Below are 17,269 nucleotides of genomic sequence, written 5' to 3'. Positions count from 1 at the left end.
CCGCACGCGTTCCGCGCGGGCCGCGGGGAGTCTCGGCTCTGCCCCGGAGAGCAGGTCAGGCCGTCACGGAGTCGAGTCTGTCCTGGCGGGCCGCCGGAGCGTCCAGGGGCCCTCGCGTCCGCATCGCGAACACCACCCGCAGCGTGCAGATCCACACCAGGGTCGAGCCGAGCACGTGCATGCCGACCAGCACCGCGGGCACGGCCAGGAAGTACTGGACGTATCCGATGACCCCCTGCGCCAGCTCCACGACCAGCAAGGTCAGTGCCGCCCGCCGCGCATGGCCGGGAGCGTCGGTCACGTGCAGTGCGAACAGCAGCGCGAAGGTGAGCCCGACCACGACGAAGACGATGTCGGCGTGGATCCTGACCACGGTCTCGATGTCGAAGGCGAACCGGGAGGCGATCTCGTCTCCGGAGTGTGGTCCGGTGCCGGTCACCACCACGCCCGCGACGAGCAGGACGGCCACCGCGGCGATGAGCGCGTGACCGAGCGTGCGGATGTCACGGTGGACCAGCCGTTCCGGCGCCGCGTCGCCCTCCTGCGAGCGGGCGTAGAGCGCGAGGCAGGCGGCGATCAGGCCGATGGAGATCAGGAAGTGCACGCTCACGGTGACCGGATTGAGCGCGCTGCGCACCACCAGCCCGCCCCAGAGCCCCTGCGCGGCCACACCGATCGGCTGCAGCCAGGCCAGGCGGACCAGGGCGCGGCGGCGGGGCAGGAGCCTCATCGCGGCGACCAGGCAGGCCAGGCCGACGGCCAGGACCACGAAGCCCAGCAACCGGTTGCCGAACTCGATGGCCATGTTGATCGGGGAGATCTCCTGGTGGGCGGTCGGGAGGAGGCTGTCCGGGGTGCATTTGGGCCAGGTGGGGCAGCCCAGTCCCGACTGGGTGACCCGGACCGCCACACCGGTCACGGTGATGCCCACATTGGCGATCACCGCCGCCAGCGCCCACCGCCGCAGGGTGGTGGCCGTGGGAGACCACACGGTCTGCGACAGGTTCACGGCGCGCCGACGGGCCTGGTCAAAGAGGTGCTTCACGGCTCACATGTTAGGCGGCGGGGGTGACGGTCCCGCCGCGGACCCATGGGCTCGGACCGGAGCGGGCTGCCGATCCTGCGCTGCTTGCGCTGCATATCGCCGGGTACGGGTTGCCTGAACTGGCGGAACAGGGGTGAAATGCCATTGATCCACCTTTCAATATGTGACATAGTACTGATGGCTGGAATGCGGGAGTGAGGTGAGTCATGCCGGATGTCGTGGTGATCGGTGCCGGGGTCGTCGGGGCCGCGTGCGCGTACTACGCGGCACGCGCCGGGCTGGACGTGGTCGTCGTCGACCGCGGGCCCGTGGCGGGCGGCACGACCGGCGCGGGCGAGGGCAACGTCCTGGTCTCCGACAAGGAACCCGGGCCCGAACTCGAGCTGGCGTTGCTCTCCAACGGTCTCTGGCGCGAGCTCGCCGAGATCGACGGATTCGAGTTCGAGGCCAAGGGCGGACTGGTGGTCGCCGAGACCGGTGAGGTGCTCGACGCGCTCACCGGCCTCGCGGCCAAGCAGGGGGTCGAACACGTGCTGGTCGCGCCCGGCGAGCTCGGCGACTACGAGCCCCACCTCGCGAAGGGCTTCGCCGGAGGCGTGTTCTACCCGCAGGACGCCCAGGTCCAGCCCATGCTGGCGGCGGCCAGGCTGATCCGGCGGGGAGCCGACCGGTTCGGCCGCGGCGCCCTGGCGCTGCGAACCGGCGTCACGGTCACCGGCTTCCTCCGCGACGGCGACCGGATCACCGGTGTCACGACCGACCAGGGCGACATCCTCGCCGGGGCCGTCGTCAACGCCGCGGGGACCTGGGGCGGCGAGGTCGCCGCGATGGCCGGCGTGCGCGTCCCGGTGCTGCCCAGGCGGGGCTTCATCCTGGTCACCGAGCCTCTGGAAGAGCCGCTGATCAGGCACAAGGTCTACACCGCCGCCTACGTCACCAATGTGGCCAGCGACTCCGAGGGCCTGGAGACGTCCGCCGTCGTGGAGGGGACCCCGTCGGGCCCGGTGCTCATCGGCGCCAGCCGCGAGCGTGTCGGCTTCGACCGCACGGTCTCCGTCCCGGTGCTGGAACGCCTTGCCCGTCAGGCCGTCGAGCTCTTCCCCGTGCTGGCCGGACGCAGGGTGATACGGGCCTACTGCGGCTTCCGGCCCTACTGCCCCGACCACCTCCCGGTGATCGGCGAGGACCCCCGGGCACCCGGCCTCCATCACGCCTGCGGTCACGAGGGCGCGGGCATCGGACTGGCACCGGCCACCGGTCACCTGATCGCCCAGACACTGGCCGGCATCCGGCCCGACCTGGACCTCACCCCCTTCCGCCCGGACCGTTTCGAGGAGGCGTCCCGTTGAACCAGCCATACGGCCTCGTGCGGGCACGGCCCGAGCCGGAGTTCGAGATCAGAGTGGACGGGATCCCCGTCCCGGTGATCCCCGGCCAGACCATCGGCGCCGCCCTGCACGGCGCGGGCATCCGATCGTGGCGTACCACCAGGATCGGTGGCCGTCCGCGCGGCCTGTTCTGCGGCATCGGCGTCTGCTTCGACTGCCTGGTCACGGTCAACGGCAGTCCGTCCCTGCGGGCCTGCCTGACCGAGGCCCGCCCGGGAGACCGGGTGAGCACCCGCGCGGCGGGCGAGCCGGGCGGCGGCGCCCGCGACACGACCGGCGGGGACGGCCAGGGCGGCGAGGGCACGGTGAGCGGCCGGTGAAGCCCGTCTACGACCTCGCCGTCATCGGCGCGGGTCCCGCCGGAGTGGCCGGCGCGCTCACCGCGTCCCTCGCCGGGCTGGACGTCGTGCTGGTCGACGGCTCGGCCAGACCCGGCGGCCAGTATTTCCGGCATCTGCCCCCGGGCTTCAACGCCCAGGCGCCCGGAGCGCTCCACCACGGCCTGGACAGGTTCATGCGGCAGTGGGAGACGCTCCGCGCCCGCGCCGAGGTGCTCCTCGACCACAAGGTCTGGGCGGTCGAGCGCGCCGACGGGGCGGTGACCGTACGCTGCCTGGAAGGCGACCGCGAGGAGCGGCCCCGCACGGTCACCGCGCGCAGGCTGCTGATCGCCACCGGTGCCCACGACCGGCCGCTGCCGTTCCCCGGCTGGGACCTGCCCGGCGTGCTGACCGCGGGCGGGGCACAGGCCCTGCTCAAGGGCAATCTCGTCGTCGCCGGCCGGAGGGTCGTGGTCGCCGGGACCGGGCCCTTCCTGCTCCCGGTCGCCGCCGGGCTGGCCGAGGCGGGCGCGGACGTGCGCGGCGTCTACGAGGCCAACGGCCGGTTCGCGCTCGCCGCGCACCCGCTGCTCGCCGCGGGCAAGGCCGGCGAGGCCCTCGGGTACGGCGTGAGCCTGGCCCGGCACCGGGTGCCCTATCGCGGCCGCCACGCGGTGATCGAGGCGCACGGTGAGGACACGCTGACCCACGTCACGGTGGCGAAGCTGGACTCCGGCTGGCGGCCGATCTCCACAAGGACCGTCGAGTGCGACACCCTCGCCTACGGCTACGGTTTCGTCCCCCAGCTCGAACTGCCGGTTCAGCTCGGCTGCGCGACCCGCGCCGACGCCGACGGCAGCCCCGTCGTCGCCGTGGACGCCGGACTGCGCACCAGCGTGCCCGGCGTCTACGCGGCGGGGGAGTCCACCGGCGTCGGCGGAGCCGTGCTCGCCGAGGTCGAGGGGCGCATCGCGGGCCGGAGCGTCGCGGCGGACCTCGGCCGCGGGGTCCCGTCCCTGCCACGCCTGTCCCGCCGCAGGGACCGGCTGACCGCCTTCGCGCGGGCGCTGCTCGCGTCCTATCCGGTACGGCCCGGCTGGCAGGGGTGGCTCCGCGACGACACGCTGATCTGCCGCTGCGAGGAGGTGCCCCTGTCAGCCGTGCGTGAGGCCCAGGACCTGGGCGCCACCGACGCGCGCTCCGTCAAACTGCTGGCCCGCCCCGGTATGGGCTGGTGTCAGGGCCGCATGTGCGGCTACGCCGTGGCATGCCTCGCCGGTGAGGACCCCGCGGCACCCCGGCGTCCGATCGCCCAGCCCATCCGGCTCGGCGACCTCGCCGCGTCGACCCGACCCCCATTGGAAGGATGATTGTGATGACGACCCGTGTGAAACCCTGGCGCGGCGTGATGGTGGCCACCGCGCTGCCCCTCGGCGAGGACCTCTCGGTCGACTTCGACGCCTACGCCGAGCACTGCCGGTGGCTGGTCGCGGGCGGCTGCGACGGCGTGGTGCCGAACGGCTCGCTGGGGGAGTACCAGACGCTGACGGCCGAGGAGCGGGCCAAGGTCGTGGAGACCGCGGTCGCGGCCCTCGGCGGTGACCGGGTCATGCCGGGGATCGCCGCCTACGGAGCGGCCGAGGCCCGCCGCTGGGCCGAGCAGGCGCGCGACGCCGGCTGCGGGGCGGTCATGCTGCTCCCGCCGAACGCCTACCGGGCCGACGAGCGGATCGTGGTGGAGCACTACCGCGAGGTGGCCAAGGCCGGCGTGCCGGTGGTGGCCTACAACAACCCCCTCGACACCAAGGTCGACCTCACCCCGGCGCTGCTGGCCCGGCTCCACGCCGAGGGCCTGATCGTGGCGGTCAAGGAGTTCACCGGCGACGTCCGCCGGGCCTATGAGATCGCCGAGCTGGCCCCGGAGCTGGACCTGCTGGTCGGCTCCGACGACGTGCTGCTGGAGCTGGCCCTGGCCGGCGCGGTCGGCTGGGTGGCGGGCTATCCCAACGCGCTGCCCGAGTCCAGCGTGGCCCTGTACAGGGCGGCCCTGGCCGGGGACCTGGCCACCGCGATCCCGCTCTACCGCGCGCTGCACCCGCTGCTGCGCTGGGACTCCAAGACCGTGTTCGTGCAGGCCATCAAGCACTCCATGGACCTGGCCGGGCGCAAGGGCGGCCCGTGCCGCCCGCCGCGGCTGCCGCTGGTCCCCGAGGAGGAGGCCCTCGTCCGCGCCGCCACCGAGAAGGTCCTGGCCGAGGGCCTGCGGTAACCGGAGGCCGGTCGTCTCCACTCCGTGGCCGGGCGCACCATTGAGTGCGGCCGGCCACGGGCCCGAAAGGCCGCTCACCCCCTGCAAGGAGAATCAATGAGGACGAAACGGGTCTTCCATGCGGTGGACTCCCACACCGAGGGCATGCCCACCCGAGTGATCACCGGGGGAGTGGGAGTCATCCCCGGCTCGACCATGGCCGAGCGCCGTGAGCACTTCCTGGCCGAGATGGACCACATCCGGACCCTGCTCATGTACGAGCCGCGCGGGCACTCGGCGATGAGCGGAGCCATCCTGCAGCCGCCCACCCGGCCCGACGCCGACTACGGCGTGCTCTACATCGAGGTCTCCGGCTGCCTGCCGATGTGCGGCCACGGCACCATCGGGGTCGCCACCGTCCTGGTGGAGACCGGGATGGTCGAGGTCGTCGAGCCGGTCACCACCATCCGGCTGGACACCCCGGCCGGGCTGGTCGTCGCCGAGGTACGGGTGGAGGACGGCGCCGCCACCGCGGTGACCATCACCAACGTGCCCTCCTTCAACGCCGGCCTGGACCGCACGGTCAAGGTGCCCGGCATCGGCGAGGTCGCCTACGACCTGGCCTACGGCGGCAACTACTACGCCATCCTGCCGATCGAGACGGTCGGCCTGCCGTTCGAGCGCTCGCACAAGCAGCAGATCCTCGACGCGGGACTGGCCGTCATGAACGCGATCAACGAGCATGACGAGCCCGTCCACCCGCTGGACGCGGGCATCCGCGGCTGCCACCACGTGCAGTTCACCGCTCCGGGCTCGGACGCCCGGCATTCGCGGCACGCCATGGCCATCCACCCGGGCTGGTTCGACCGGTCGCCCTGCGGCACCGGCACCAGCGCCCGGATGGCCCAGCTTCATGCCCGAGGCGAGCTCTCCCTCGACACCGATTTCGTGAACGAGTCGTTCATCGGCACCCGGTTCGTCGGCAGGCTCGTCGAGGAGACGACGGTCGCCGGTCTGCCCGCGGTGGTTCCGACCATCACCGGACGGGCATGGGTCACCGGCACCGCCCAATACTTCCTGGACCCCCGTGACCCCTTCCCCGAAGGTTTCCTCCTTTGAGCCACGTGATCAACCTGATCGAGAGCCGTTCCCCGCACGCCCCCGCCGACCTCGTCGCCTCCTTCCCCGCAGCGGGGGAGGCCGGCGTCCAGACCGCCGTGAGGCTGGCTCAGGCCGTACAGCATGACTGGTCGTCGAGGAACGCCGCCGCCAGGGCCGCGGCCCTGGCCCGAGCCGCCGACGCGGTGGAGGGCGCGGCCGACGAGCTGGCCGCCCTGGTGGTCCGGGAGGTCGGCAAACCGGTCACCGAGGCGCGCGGGGAGGTCGCGCGCTCGGTGTCGATCCTGCGCTACTACGCCCAGCAGGTGTTCGACCCGGCCGGCGCGGTCCACGAGCCGTCGGGCCCGGGGTTGTCCTTCACCCGGCGGCGGCCGCGCGGCGTCGCCGGGCTGATCACGCCCTGGAACTTCCCGCTGGCCATCCCGCTCTGGAAGGCCGCGCCCGCGCTGGCCTTCGGCAACACGGTCGTGCTCAAGCCCGCCCCGCAGGCGCTGGCGTGCGCGCTGCGCCTGGCCGAGCTGGTGAACCTCAACGAGCTCCAGGTCGTGGCCGGCGACGCCGAGGAGGGGGCCGCGCTGGTGAAGGCCGCCGACGTGGTCTCCTTCACCGGGTCGGCCTCCGTGGGCGCCCTGGTGCGCGAGGCCGCGGTACGGCGTGGCGTGCCGGTGCAGACCGAGATGGGCGGGCAGAACGCCGCCATCGTGCTGCCCGACGCCAACCTGGAGGCCGCCGCCGCCCAGATCGCGGCGGCGGCGATGGGCTTCGCCGGGCAGAAGTGCACGGCCACCAAGCGGATCATCACGGTCGGCAACGGCGACGAGGTCCGCGAGGCCGTGCTCGCGGCCGTGGCCAGGCTCGGTCTCGGTGACCCGTCCGACCCCGGCACCGCGGTCGGCCCGCTGATCGACGAGGCGGCCAGGGACCGGGTCGTGGACGCGGCCGCGAGCGCGGCCGGGGCGGGCGGCCGGGTTCTGACCGGGGGCCGGATCCCCGGCGGCGTGGCGGGAGACGGCGGGCGCGCCGGCTGGTACGTGGAGCCGACGGTCGTGGACGGTCTGCCCGCCGACCATCCGCTCGCCTGCGAGGAGGTCTTCGGGCCGATCTGCGTGATCCAGGACGCCACCTCGGTGGACGACGCGGTGGCGCTGGCCAACGGCGTCCGCCAGGGCCTGGCCTCGGCCGTCTACACCAGTGACCTGGACAGAGCCCTGGACCTCAGCGCGCGGCTGGACACCGGCCTGGTCAGGGTGAACGCCCCGACGACCGGTGTGGACTTCTACCTGCCGTTCGGCGGGGAGAAGGACTCCAGCTACGGCGGCAGGGAGCAGGGCAAGGCGGCTCAGGACTTCTACACCTCGATCCGCACGGTCACCATCGGCCCGGCGGGCTGAGAGGTCTGCGACACGTCAAGGGGTGCCCCCCGGCCGGGGGGCACCCCTTGACGTGTCCGCACCGGATGCGGAGAAACGGGGTGTGAAGGTTAACGGTCTTGTTTCAGCTCTTGACGTGACCATCGTGGACCTAATGCAATGTCACACATCACTAATGCGAGGAGCCGCAGATGCGTGCCATCCCCCTGAAGTCCTTCGCGTCGCTGGCCGCTCTCGGCCTCCTGGTCACTGGATGTGGTCAGGGACTGCTCGGTGGCGACGGTGACGATAAAGCCGCCAAGACGGACGCCCCGATCGTCCTCGGCATGCTGATCCCCCAGTCGGGCAGCGAGGCCGCCATCGGTCCCTATATGAGCAACGCGGCCCAGCTCGCACTCGACGAGATCAACGCCAAGGGCGGAGTCCTCGGCCGCAAGCTGGAGCTGAAGACCGCCGACGACGCCTGTGACGCCCAGTCGGCGGCGGCGGCGGCCAACAAGCTGGTCACCGAGGGGGTGGACATCTCGGTCGGAGGATACTGCTCCGGCGCGACGCTGCCCACCCTGCCCATCTTCGGCAAGGCCGACATCCCCATGATCATCCCGGCGGCCAACTCCCAGGAGCTGGTCGACCAGAAGCTCAAGCACGTCTTCCTGATCAACGGCACCGGTTCCCAGCAGGCCGCGGCGGCCGAGAAGTGGATCGCCAAGCAGGGCGCCAAGAGCGTCGTGCTGATGCACGACAACACCAGCTACTCCAAGGACATCGCGCTCCGCACCAAGGCGCTGCTCGACGCGCCCGGCGGGGCCGAGGCCGTGCTCGTCGAGACGGTCACACCCAAGGAGAGCGACTACAGCGCCAACATCACCAACGTGCTGGCGAAGAAGCCCGACTCCGTCTACTGGACCGGCTACTTCCAGGAGGGCGGCCTGATCGCCCGCCAGCTCCGCCAGGCCGGATACAAGGGCTCCTTCATGGTCGGCGACGGCTCGGTCTCGCCGAAGCTGATCGAGATCGCCGGCGCCGAGGCCGCCGAGGGGATCTACGCCACGATGACCCAGACCCCCGACACGCTGGAAGGCGCCGAGGGGTGGATCTCGGCCTACAAGAAGAAGTACAACGCCGACCCCGGCCCCTACTCCAACCAGGCCTACGACGCGGTACGGCTGGCCGCCGAGGCGGTCACCAAGGCGGGCGGCACCGACGGCGCCAAGGTCATCGCCGCGCTTGAGGCGGTGGACGGGTTCCCGATGTTCTCCGGGCCGCTGAAGTTCACCCCCGAGCACACCCTGATGAGCGGCGGCTTCCAGGTCCTCGTCGTCAAGGGAGACAAGTTCGCCCTGCAGGACTCCCTGAAATGACACAGCTCGTCTGGAACGGGCTGTTCGTCGGCTCGTTCTACGCTCTGGTCGCGCTGGGCTACAGCATGGTCTACGGGATCATCAAACTGCTCAACTTCGCCCACGGCGACCTCTACATGCTCGGCGCGTTCGTCGGCTTCGCCGTCCTCGGCGCGGTCGGCGGCGTGTCGTCCTCGATGGCGCTGCCCCTGCTGCTGGTGGTGCTCCTGGCCACCATGGTCCTCACCGGCCTGGCCGGGGTGGCGCTGGAGCGGATCGCCTACCGGCCGCTCCGCCGCGCCCCCCGGCTGTCCCTGCTGATCACCGCGGTGGGCGCGTCCTTCGCCCTGGAGTACGGCATGCGCGCCGCCGCCGGCGCCGACCCGAGGGTCTATCCGGTCCGCCTGGGCGGCACCTCGGTGGAGGTGCTGGGCGCCCGGCTGACCCTCCAGCAGCTCGTGCTGGTCGGGGTGGCCGTGGTCCTCATGTTCGGGCTCAACCTGTTGATCACCCGGACCCGCGAGGGCCGGGCGATGCGGGCCATCGCGCTCGACCCGCGCACCAGCTCGCTGATGGGCATCGACGTCAACGCGGTGATCTCCCGGACCTTCTTCCTCGGCTCGGCCCTGGCCGGGGCCGCCGGGGTGATGGCGGGGGCCTACTACGGGAAGATCGACTTCCTGATGGGCTTCCTGATCGGGCTCAAGGCCTTCACCGCGGCCGTCATCGGCGGGATCGGCAACATCCCCGGCACGATGCTCGGCGGGCTGCTGCTCGGGCTGCTGGAGTCGTTCGGCACGTACTGGCTGGGCGGTGAGTGGCGAGACGTGTTCGCCTTCGGGGTGCTGATCCTGTTCCTGACCGTGCGGCCCACCGGCCTGCTCGGCGAGCGAGTGACGGAGCGCGTATGAGCGCCCCGGCCAAGACCCGCCGGGTCGGCACGGACAAGCCTCCGACCCGGGCGTCGAAGATGCTGCAGAACAGGTGGGCGGGGATCGCCGGGCTGCTGATCGCCCTGCTGGCGCCGTTCGTCAACGCCACCCCGTACGCGCTGTCGGTCATGACCAGCGCGGCCATCTTCGTGATGCTCGCCGCCGGGCTGAACATCGTGGTCGGCTACTGCGGGCTCCTCGACCTCGGCTACGTCGCCTTCTTCGCGGTCGGCGCCTACACCAGCGGGGTGCTGGCCACCCGGTTCGACCTGCCTCTGCTGGTGACCGTGCCCGCCGTCATCGTGGTCACGGTCATCGCCGGGATCGTCATCGGCGCGCCCACGCTGCGACTGCGCAGCGACTACCTCGCCATCGTGACCCTCGGCTTCGGCGAGATCATCCGCATCACCGCCAACAACCTGGACATCACCGGCGGCCCGTCGGGCATCTACGGCATCCCGCACCTGGCCGACAGCCCGGTGATCTTCTACTACCTGACCGTGGTGGTCGTCTCCCTGGCGGTCCTCGGCGCGGCCCGTCTGGGCCGCTCCCGCATCGGCCGGGCCTGGCGTTTCGTCCGCGAGGACGAGGACGCCGCCGAGGCCATGGGCGTGCACACCTACCGGGTCAAGCTCGCCGCCTACGTCGCCGGAGCCGTCTGGGGCGGCCTGGCCGGAGTGCTGTTCGCCGCACAGCTGTCGGCCATCTCCCCGACCAGCTTCACCTTCCTTTCGTCCGCGCTGGTCCTGATGGCCGTCGTCCTCGGAGGCATGGGCTCGACCCCCGGCGTCGTCATCGGCGCCGTGGTGATCAGTCTCCTGCCGGAGTTCCTCCGCGACCTCGCCGACTACCGGTTCTTCCTGTTCGGCGTCCTTCTCATCGCCGTCATGCTCCTGCGCCCGCAGGGGCTCTGGCCCGCCCGTTCCAAGGAGGTCTCGTGAGCCTGCTGAGTGTGGAGGATCTGCGCCTGTCCTTCGGCGGACTGCTGGCCATCGACGGGCTCACGTTCTCGGTGGGAGAGGCGGAGATCGTCTCGGTCATCGGGCCCAACGGTGCGGGCAAGACGTCGGCCTTCAACTGCGTCACCGGCTTCTACCGCCCCACCTCCGGCCGCATCACCCTGCGGGGCAAGGACCTGCCCGGCCTCCGGCCGTCGGCCGTCGCGAGCCTCGGCGTCGCGCGCACCTTCCAGAACCTGCGCCTGTTCGGCGAGCTGTCCGTTCTGGACAACGTGCGTGCCGGATCCCACCTGTGGCTGCGGCAGAGCGTGTTCGACGCCCTGCTCCACACCCCCCGCTACCGCCGCTCCGAACGCGAGTGCACCGAGCAGGCCCACCACTGGCTGGACTTCGTCGGCCTGCGCGGTGACCGCTACGGCGAGGCCCGTAGCCTGCCCTACGGCGAGCAGCGCCTGGCGGAGATCGCCAGAGCCCTGGCCCGCCGCCCCGACCTGCTGCTGCTGGACGAGCCCGCAGCCGGGCTCAACCACGGCGAGAAGGCCGAGATGCTCGACCTGATCCGGCGCATCCAGGCGCTGGGCGTGGCCATCGTGCTCATCGAACACGACATGGGCCTGGTCATGGAGGTCTCCGAACGCGTGGTCGTGCTCAACTTCGGCAAGGAAATCGCCGACGGCCGCCCCGAGAACGTCCGGCGCGACCCGGCCGTCATCGAGGCCTACCTCGGGAGTGACGCCCATGCTTGAGATCCATGGGCTGGACGTCCACTACGGCGGCGTGCACGCCCTGCGCGGCCTGTCCCTCACCGTCGGGCAGGGGGAGATCGTCGCCCTGCTGGGCAACAACGGCGCGGGCAAGACCACCACGCTGTCGGCGGCCTCGGGGCTGGTACGGCCCACCGCGGGAAAGGTCGTCTTCGACGGACACGACGTCACCAGGGACAAGCCCCATAAGATCACCGCACGCGGCCTGGTGCACGTCCCCGAAGGCCGCAGGGTCTTCAGCACCCTCACCGTGCACGAGAACCTGCAGCTCGGCGGCTATCTGGTCCGCGACCAGGCCGAGATCCGCAAGCGGATCGAGCGCGTCTACGAGCTGCTGCCCCGTCTGGCCGAGCGCCGCGCACAGCAGGGCGGCACCCTGTCCGGCGGTGAACAGCAGATGCTCGCCATCGGCCGGGCACTGGTCACCGGGCCCCGGCTGCTGCTGCTCGACGAGCCCTCCATGGGCCTGGCCCCGCTGGTGGTCGCCTCGGTGATGGAGCTGATCGCCGACATCAACGCCCAGGGCACCTCGGTGCTGCTCGTCGAGCAGAACGCCACCGCCGCGCTCAGGATCGCCCACCGCGGCTACGTGATCGAGAACGGCGAGTGCGTGCTGGACGGTCCCGCCGCCGAGTTGCGCGAGGACGCCCGGGTGGTCGAGGCCTACCTCGGCGGAGTCTGATGGGACGGGAAGATCTGATGGGACGGGAAGAGATGATTCACGCGATCGACTACCACACCGGCGGCGAGCCGTTCCGGATCGTCACCGCCGGGGTGCCCGGCATTCCCGGCGCGACGGTGCTTGAGCGTCGCGAGTCGGCGAGGGCCCCGGAGATCGACGGCGTGCGGCGGCTGCTCTGCCACGAGCCGCGCGGGCACGCCGACATGTACGGCTGCTTCCTCGTCCCGCCGGACGACGCGGGGGCCGACCTCGGCGTGCTGTTCTGGCACAAGGACGGCTACTCCACCGCCTGCGGCCACGGCACCATCGCCCTCGGCGTCTACGCCGTGGACAGCGGTCTGGTCGAGGCCGATCCGGACGGGGAGACCGATGTCGTCGTCGACGTCCCGTCCGGCAGGGTGACGGCCCGGGTCCGCTGCTCGGCGGGCCTGGTCGAGGCCGTCACGTTCCGGAACGTGCCGTCCTACGTGCTCGCGCGGGAGGTCGAGCTGGGCCCGCTCTCCTCGGCGGGTACGGCCCAGGCGGGCACCGGACCGGGCGTGCCCGCCGGGACGGATCCGTCCTCCGCGGTCATCGGTCCCGGACGGCTCGCCGGGGTCAGGGCCGACATCTCCTACGGCGGCGCCATCTACGCCTCGGTCCCGGCCGCGGCGTTCGGGCTGAGCGTGGTGCCCGAGCACCTCACCGAGCTGATCGCCCTCGGCCGGGCCGTGAAGGCGGCCCTGGGCGGCCACCCCGCCTCCCGTCATCCTGAGGACGACCGGCTCTCCGGGATCTACGGCGTCATCTTCTACGACGACCTGGGGCCCGGGCGCCAGCGCAACGTCACGGTCTTCGCCGACGGCGAGGTGGACCGCTCGCCGTGCGGCTCGGGCACGGCCGCCCGGCTGGCGCTGCTGCACGCCGACGGCTTCACCGGCGTGCTGACCCACGACGGCATCGTGGGCACCTCCTTCCGGGCCCGGGTGGCCGGGATCACCGAGAGGGGCATCGTCCCCGAGGTGGAGGGCATGGCCTACCGCACCGGTGACCACCGGTTCACCCTGGATCCGCGTGACCCCGTCGGCACCGGGTTCACGCTCCGGTGAGCGCGCTGCCCTACCTGGACGGGGAGACCCTGCGCGAGCTGGTGCCGATGGCGCGGGCCGTACAGGTGCTCCAGGACGCGCTGCGCGGCGGGCTCGACCCCGAGGACACCCCGAGCCGGCCCATCGTGGAGGTTCCGGCCGGTCAGCTGCTGCTGATGCCCGCCGCGTGGGGCCGTCACGCGGGAATCAAGATAGCCGGGGTCGCTCCGGCCAACCCCTCACTCGGCCTGCCGCGCATTCAGGGCGCCTACCTGCTCATGGACGGGGAGACCCTGGCCCCGCTGGCCATGATGGACGGCGTCGCGCTCACCTCGCTGCGCACTCCCGCGGTCTCCGCGCTGGCCGTACGGCATCTGGCCGAGCCGGGTGCCTCGACGATGGCGGTGTTCGGCACGGGGCCGCAGGCGTGGGGACACGTGGAGGCCTTCCGCGCGGTCCGCCCGGTCAGCCGGGTGAACGTGATCGCCAGGGACCCGGCGAAGGCGCGGGCCTTCGCCGCCCGGTGCGCCGCCGAGGGACTCCAGGTTGCCACGGTGGCCGATCCCGGCCAGGCCGACCTGATCGCCTGCTGCACGACCGCCAGAACTCCCCTGTTCGACGGTAGGCTCACCCGGGATGACGCGACCGTGATCGCGGTCGGCTCCCACGAGCCCGACGCCCGGGAGATCGACGACGATCTCGTCGCGAGGGCCACGGTGGTCGTCGAAGCCCGCGGTGCCGCTCTCGCCGAGGCGGGAGATCTGATCATCCCTCTGCGGAACGGTACGATCACCATTGGTCATCTCGCCGGAAACCTTGGGGAGCTGGTCGCCGGCACGGTGCCCCGGAGGCCGGGGCCCCGGGTGTTCAAGAGCGTGGGCATGGCGTGGGAGGACCTGGTGGTGGCGGCCGCCGCCTACGAGGCGTGGATACGAGCGAGATGAGAGGCGCGGGAATGGCTCCTTCGGCGGACGACCGGCTCGACCTGCCGGTCGTGGGCGAGCGGCAGAGCCTGCGGGAGCAGGTGGCCCACGCGCTGCGGGCCGCCCTGATCACCGGGGAGATGCGGCCGGGGGTGGTCTACTCGGCGCCGGTGCTGGCCGCCCAGTTCGGCGTCTCGGCGACGCCGGTGCGTGAGGCGATGCTCGACCTGGCGAAGGAGGGACTCGTCGAGGCGGTGCGCAACAAGGGCTTCCGGGTCACCGAGCTGTCCGACCGCGACCTGGACGAGCTCACCGAGATCCGCCGGCTCATCGAGGTGCCCACGGTGGCCCGGCTGGCCGACGAGGCCCGCGCCGAGAGCTTCGAGCTGCTCCGGCCGGTGGCCCGGCAGATCGTCGACGCGGCCGAGCGGGGCGACCTGCTCGCCTACGTGGACGCCGACATCCGCTTCCACGTGGAGCTGCTCACGCTGGCGGGCAACACGCATCTGGTGGACGTGGTGCGCGACCTGCGCAAGCGGGCGCGCCTGTACGGCCTGTCGGCCCTCTACGCGTCCGGCGGCCTCGTCGACTCCGCCCGCGAGCACCTCGACCTGCTCGACCTGCTCTCCGCCGGCGACACGGACGGCTCCGAGCAGCTGATGCGCCACCACATCCAGCACGTCCGGGGCATCTGGGCCAGCGAGCCGGAGTAGGGCCGGCGCCCCGCGCGCGTGGCGCCGGGCGTCGTGGTCCTACCGTGACCGGCGCGCGCTGCGGGTCGCGCCCACGCTGGCGACGACCACGCAGCCGATGGCCGCCCATTCACGCACCTGGAGCACCTCGCCCAGCACGAGCAGGCCGACCACCGCGGCCACCGCGGGCTCCAGGCTCATCAGGATGCCGAAGACCTGCTTGGGCATCCTGCGCAGGGCCTCCAGCTCGATGGAGTAGGGGATGACCGACGACAGCAGACCCACCCCGAGCCCGATCAGCAGGATCTCGGGCCGGAGCAGCTCGGCGCCGCCCGTGCCGATCCCCACGGGGGCGATCAGCAGGAACGACGCGATCATCGCGAAGGACAGGCCGGTCGTGCCGGGGAAGCGCTGGCCCACGGCGGCCGACAGCAGGATGTAGCCCGCCCAGCAGACCGCGGCGACCAGCGCGAATCCGATGCCGGCCCAGCTGATCCGCGACACCGTCGTCCCCCACGGGGCCAGTAGCACCACGCCGGAGGCGGCCAGCCCCACCCAGAGCAGGTCCAGGCGGCGGCGTGAGGCGGCCACCGCCACCCCGAGCGGGCCGAGGAACTCGATCGCCACCGCGATGCCCATGGGCAGCCGGGCCAGCGCCTCGTAGAACGACAGGTTCATCACGCCCAGCGTCACGCCGAACGCCACCCCCAGCCCGACGTCCAGGCGGGTCAGCCCCTTCAGCCGAGGCCGGGCCACCACGCCCATGACGAGCGCGCCCGTCGCGATCCGCAGGAACACCACCGCGCTCGGCGGCAGCTGGGAGAACAGGTCCTTGGCGAAACCCGCGCCCACCTGCACCGACAGGATGGCCAGCAGCACCAGCCCGGACGGTGGGATCGCGTCGGAGGCCGCCCGCAGCAGCGCACCCGGCCTGGGCAGGCCCGGCTTGTACGGCTCGGCGGACCCGCGCAGGGATTCGGCGGTCATGAGGCTCCTTGAGCCAGGGGCTATAAGGTCTTTCACACCTTACTAAGCCGGTCGCCGCCGCCGATGCGCCGTCCGCGATGCGAGATCGGCCCGCCGGGTCTGGAGCATCACGGTCATGCCGGGCGCCCGCCCCACATGCCATGCCCGGCTCCGGGTGAATCCCGCCCGCAGCAGCGCGTCGATCCTGTCGCTTCCCGTGGCGGGCTTCCTGGCGCCTCCGCGCCAGAGCACCCAGACCCGCTCGTATCCGTCGAGGGCGGCGGCGACGTCGGCGCGTTCGGGGTAGTCGAAGGAGTCCGGCCGAGGGGCGGCACTCATGAGCAGCACGTCGTCGGCCAGGTCCCGCCCCCCGTAGTAGAGCATTCCCGTCCGCAGCCACGATCCGGCGTACACGATCGCGTCACCGGGGAGGGCCTCTCCGGAGATGATCCGGATCGCGCGGGGGAAGTTCTCGTTGTGCCCGTCCTCCCTGCGCAGGTCCAGCTGCCCGGGCAGCCCTGCGGCCAGGGCGGTCACCAGGGCGAGGGCGGCGATGGGGAGGGGCGTCGCAGCGAGGGCCAGACCGGCCAGCAGCGCGTACGCCGGCACCGTCGCGAACAGGTAGCGGTCGACGTAGACGGGAGCGGCCAGATGGGACAGGCCGAACAGCAGGATGGGCGGCAGGAGGGCCCAGCCGGTCAGGAGCGTGACCCAGAGCCGGTCGGGGCGGTGCCGTCGCATCAGCAGCGGAGCGGCCAGTGCCAGTGCCAGCAGGACATGGCCCGCCGGCGCGGTGCCCCCCACCGTTCTGGGCAGGGCCAGGAAGACCGCGGGGTCGGGCATCTCGATCCAGCTGATGGCGTGCCGTTCCTTGAAACCGACCACGGCCCCGACGGCTCCCGGGACACATCCGACGGCCACGGCGGCCAGCATCCTGGCCAGGACGCCCCTGCCGTGCAGTGCGACGGCGAGCAGGTGGGCGGTCAGCACGAGCAGGGCGAACACCTGCGTGCATCCGAGCAGCGCGACGGCCGCGGCGTACCTCCACCAGCCGCCGCGCCGCTCAGGTTCCTCGGTCGCACGGTGCAGCGCCCAGGTGGCCAGCACCGCGGCGGCGGCCGCGAAGGCGTAGGAGCGGACGTTCTGCCCCTGATAGGAGACCGACGGCAGGAGAACGTAGACGGCGGCGGCCGTCACCCCGGCGGGCAGGGAGCGCAGACGCCGTCCCAGGTCGGTGATGAGCGCGACCGCCACCCCCGTGGCGATCGCCGAAGGCAGCCGGAGCCACCACTGGGCCTGTCCGAACTCCAGCCACAGGTGCATGAAGGCGTAGTAGGGCAGGAAGTGCCCGTCGACGTGCTGCGCCAGCTCCCACAGCCCGGTCGCGCTCCGGCGGGCCGCGCTGAGGGTGGCCATCTCGTCCGAAGACTGAGACACCGTTGATGAGCCGGCGA

Annotated in this window: 17 protein-coding genes; 14 read left to right on the top strand and 3 right to left on the bottom strand. The window is 72.1% G+C overall.

Annotated elements, in window-relative coordinates:
• Nucleotides 1–55 precede the first annotated feature (55 nt).
• Entirely contained in the window at nt 56–1,045 is a 990-nt protein-coding gene (locus FHR32_RS31860; protein WP_184758231.1) for a COX15/CtaA family protein, read from the bottom strand.
• Between the two features lie 206 nt (nt 1,046–1,251).
• On the opposite strand from FHR32_RS31860, the gene FHR32_RS31855 reads away from it, so the two are divergent.
• The 14 genes from FHR32_RS31855 to FHR32_RS31790 all read left to right on the top strand — a co-directional run bounded on the left by FHR32_RS31855 (nt 1,252) and on the right by FHR32_RS31790 (nt 14,870).
• The gene (locus FHR32_RS31855; RefSeq protein ID WP_184758230.1) at nt 1,252–2,394 is read left to right on the top strand and encodes an NAD(P)/FAD-dependent oxidoreductase; all 1,143 of its coding nucleotides are present in this window, start codon (nt 1,252–1,254) and stop codon (nt 2,392–2,394) included.
• Nucleotides 2,391–2,753, top strand: a complete 363-nt coding sequence (locus tag FHR32_RS31850; protein ID WP_184758229.1) for a (2Fe-2S)-binding protein — start codon at nt 2,391–2,393, stop codon at nt 2,751–2,753. Before FHR32_RS31855 ends, FHR32_RS31850 begins: the two co-directional genes overlap by 4 nt.
• Nucleotides 2,750–4,123, top strand: coding sequence for an FAD/NAD(P)-dependent oxidoreductase (locus FHR32_RS46850; protein ID WP_184758228.1), 1,374 nt, complete (start codon nt 2,750–2,752; stop codon nt 4,121–4,123). Before FHR32_RS31850 ends, FHR32_RS46850 begins: the two co-directional genes overlap by 4 nt.
• A 5-nt stretch (nt 4,124–4,128) precedes the next feature.
• A complete protein-coding gene (locus tag FHR32_RS31840) occupies nt 4,129–5,022 on the top strand; it encodes a dihydrodipicolinate synthase family protein (protein WP_184758227.1) in 894 nt (297 codons plus the stop codon).
• Between the two features lie 96 nt (nt 5,023–5,118).
• Nucleotides 5,119–6,120, top strand: coding sequence for a proline racemase family protein (locus FHR32_RS31835; protein ID WP_184758226.1), 1,002 nt, complete (start codon nt 5,119–5,121; stop codon nt 6,118–6,120).
• 5 nt (nt 6,121–6,125) lie between these two features.
• Nucleotides 6,126–7,511 (top strand): aldehyde dehydrogenase family protein, encoded by a 1,386-nt coding sequence (locus tag FHR32_RS31830; RefSeq protein ID WP_312882829.1) that lies wholly within the window; start codon nt 6,126–6,128, stop codon nt 7,509–7,511.
• Nucleotides 7,512–7,681: 170 nt separating this feature from the next.
• Nucleotides 7,682–8,851, top strand: a complete 1,170-nt coding sequence (locus FHR32_RS31825; protein ID WP_184758224.1) for a branched-chain amino acid ABC transporter substrate-binding protein — start codon at nt 7,682–7,684, stop codon at nt 8,849–8,851.
• Nucleotides 8,848–9,741, top strand: coding sequence for a branched-chain amino acid ABC transporter permease (locus FHR32_RS31820; RefSeq protein ID WP_184758223.1), 894 nt, complete (start codon nt 8,848–8,850; stop codon nt 9,739–9,741). Before FHR32_RS31825 ends, FHR32_RS31820 begins: the two co-directional genes overlap by 4 nt.
• Entirely contained in the window at nt 9,738–10,703 is a 966-nt protein-coding gene (locus FHR32_RS31815) for a branched-chain amino acid ABC transporter permease (RefSeq protein WP_184758222.1), read from the top strand. The genes FHR32_RS31820 and FHR32_RS31815 overlap by 4 nt, the downstream gene beginning before the upstream one ends.
• On the top strand, nt 10,700–11,467 hold the full coding sequence (locus tag FHR32_RS31810; protein WP_184758221.1) for an ABC transporter ATP-binding protein: 768 nt from the start codon (nt 10,700–10,702) through the stop codon (nt 11,465–11,467). Before FHR32_RS31815 ends, FHR32_RS31810 begins: the two co-directional genes overlap by 4 nt.
• Nucleotides 11,460–12,167: an ATP-binding cassette domain-containing protein gene (locus FHR32_RS31805; RefSeq protein ID WP_184758220.1), complete on the top strand. Its 708-nt coding sequence runs from the start codon at nt 11,460–11,462 to the stop codon at nt 12,165–12,167. The genes FHR32_RS31810 and FHR32_RS31805 overlap by 8 nt, the downstream gene beginning before the upstream one ends.
• A 17-nt stretch (nt 12,168–12,184) precedes the next feature.
• The gene (locus tag FHR32_RS31800) at nt 12,185–13,255 is read left to right on the top strand and encodes a proline racemase family protein (RefSeq protein WP_246468043.1); all 1,071 of its coding nucleotides are present in this window, start codon (nt 12,185–12,187) and stop codon (nt 13,253–13,255) included.
• A complete protein-coding gene (locus FHR32_RS31795) occupies nt 13,252–14,178 on the top strand; it encodes an ornithine cyclodeaminase family protein (protein ID WP_184758219.1) in 927 nt (308 codons plus the stop codon). Before FHR32_RS31800 ends, FHR32_RS31795 begins: the two co-directional genes overlap by 4 nt.
• Before the next feature lie 11 nt (nt 14,179–14,189).
• On the top strand, nt 14,190–14,870 hold the full coding sequence (locus FHR32_RS31790) for a GntR family transcriptional regulator (protein ID WP_184758218.1): 681 nt from the start codon (nt 14,190–14,192) through the stop codon (nt 14,868–14,870).
• Nucleotides 14,871–14,909: 39 nt separating this feature from the next.
• Here the strand turns inward: FHR32_RS31790 and FHR32_RS31785 are convergent, their stop codons facing one another.
• Together FHR32_RS31785 and FHR32_RS31780 are read right to left on the bottom strand one after the other, a co-directional pair.
• Nucleotides 14,910–15,836: an EamA family transporter gene (locus FHR32_RS31785; RefSeq protein WP_184758217.1), complete on the bottom strand. Its 927-nt coding sequence runs from the start codon at nt 15,834–15,836 to the stop codon at nt 14,910–14,912.
• A gap of 42 nt (nt 15,837–15,878) precedes the next feature.
• Nucleotides 15,879–17,252: a glycosyltransferase family 39 protein gene (locus tag FHR32_RS31780; protein WP_184758216.1), complete on the bottom strand. Its 1,374-nt coding sequence runs from the start codon at nt 17,250–17,252 to the stop codon at nt 15,879–15,881.
• Nucleotides 17,253–17,269 lie beyond the last annotated feature (17 nt).

Source organism: Streptosporangium album (assembly GCF_014203795.1).
GTDB lineage: Bacteria > Actinomycetota > Actinomycetes > Streptosporangiales > Streptosporangiaceae > Streptosporangium > Streptosporangium album.
Note: the sequence above shows the minus strand (reverse complement) of the source record. Positions and strands in the feature narration are given on the sequence as shown.

What these genes read in the sequence shown, in the direction of transcription:
- FHR32_RS31855 (WP_184758230.1), top strand. Translation starts at nt 1,252, where the DNA reads ATGCCGGATGTCGTGGTGATCGGTGCCGGGGTCGTCGGGGCCGCGTGC.
- FHR32_RS31840 (WP_184758227.1), top strand. Translation starts at nt 4,129, where the DNA reads ATGACGACCCGTGTGAAACCCTGGCGCGGCGTGATGGTGGCCACCGCG.
- FHR32_RS31835 (WP_184758226.1), top strand. Translation starts at nt 5,119, where the DNA reads ATGAGGACGAAACGGGTCTTCCATGCGGTGGACTCCCACACCGAGGGC.
- FHR32_RS31825 (WP_184758224.1), top strand. Translation starts at nt 7,682, where the DNA reads ATGCGTGCCATCCCCCTGAAGTCCTTCGCGTCGCTGGCCGCTCTCGGC.
- FHR32_RS31820 (WP_184758223.1), top strand. Translation starts at nt 8,848, where the DNA reads ATGACACAGCTCGTCTGGAACGGGCTGTTCGTCGGCTCGTTCTACGCT.
- FHR32_RS31815 (WP_184758222.1), top strand. Translation starts at nt 9,738, where the DNA reads ATGAGCGCCCCGGCCAAGACCCGCCGGGTCGGCACGGACAAGCCTCCG.
- FHR32_RS31805 (WP_184758220.1), top strand. Translation starts at nt 11,460, where the DNA reads ATGCTTGAGATCCATGGGCTGGACGTCCACTACGGCGGCGTGCACGCC.
- FHR32_RS31800 (WP_246468043.1), top strand. Translation starts at nt 12,185, where the DNA reads ATGGGACGGGAAGAGATGATTCACGCGATCGACTACCACACCGGCGGC.
- FHR32_RS31790 (WP_184758218.1), top strand. Translation starts at nt 14,190, where the DNA reads ATGGCTCCTTCGGCGGACGACCGGCTCGACCTGCCGGTCGTGGGCGAG.
- FHR32_RS31785 (WP_184758217.1), bottom strand. Translation starts at nt 15,836, where the DNA reads ATGACCGCCGAATCCCTGCGCGGGTCCGCCGAGCCGTACAAGCCGGGC.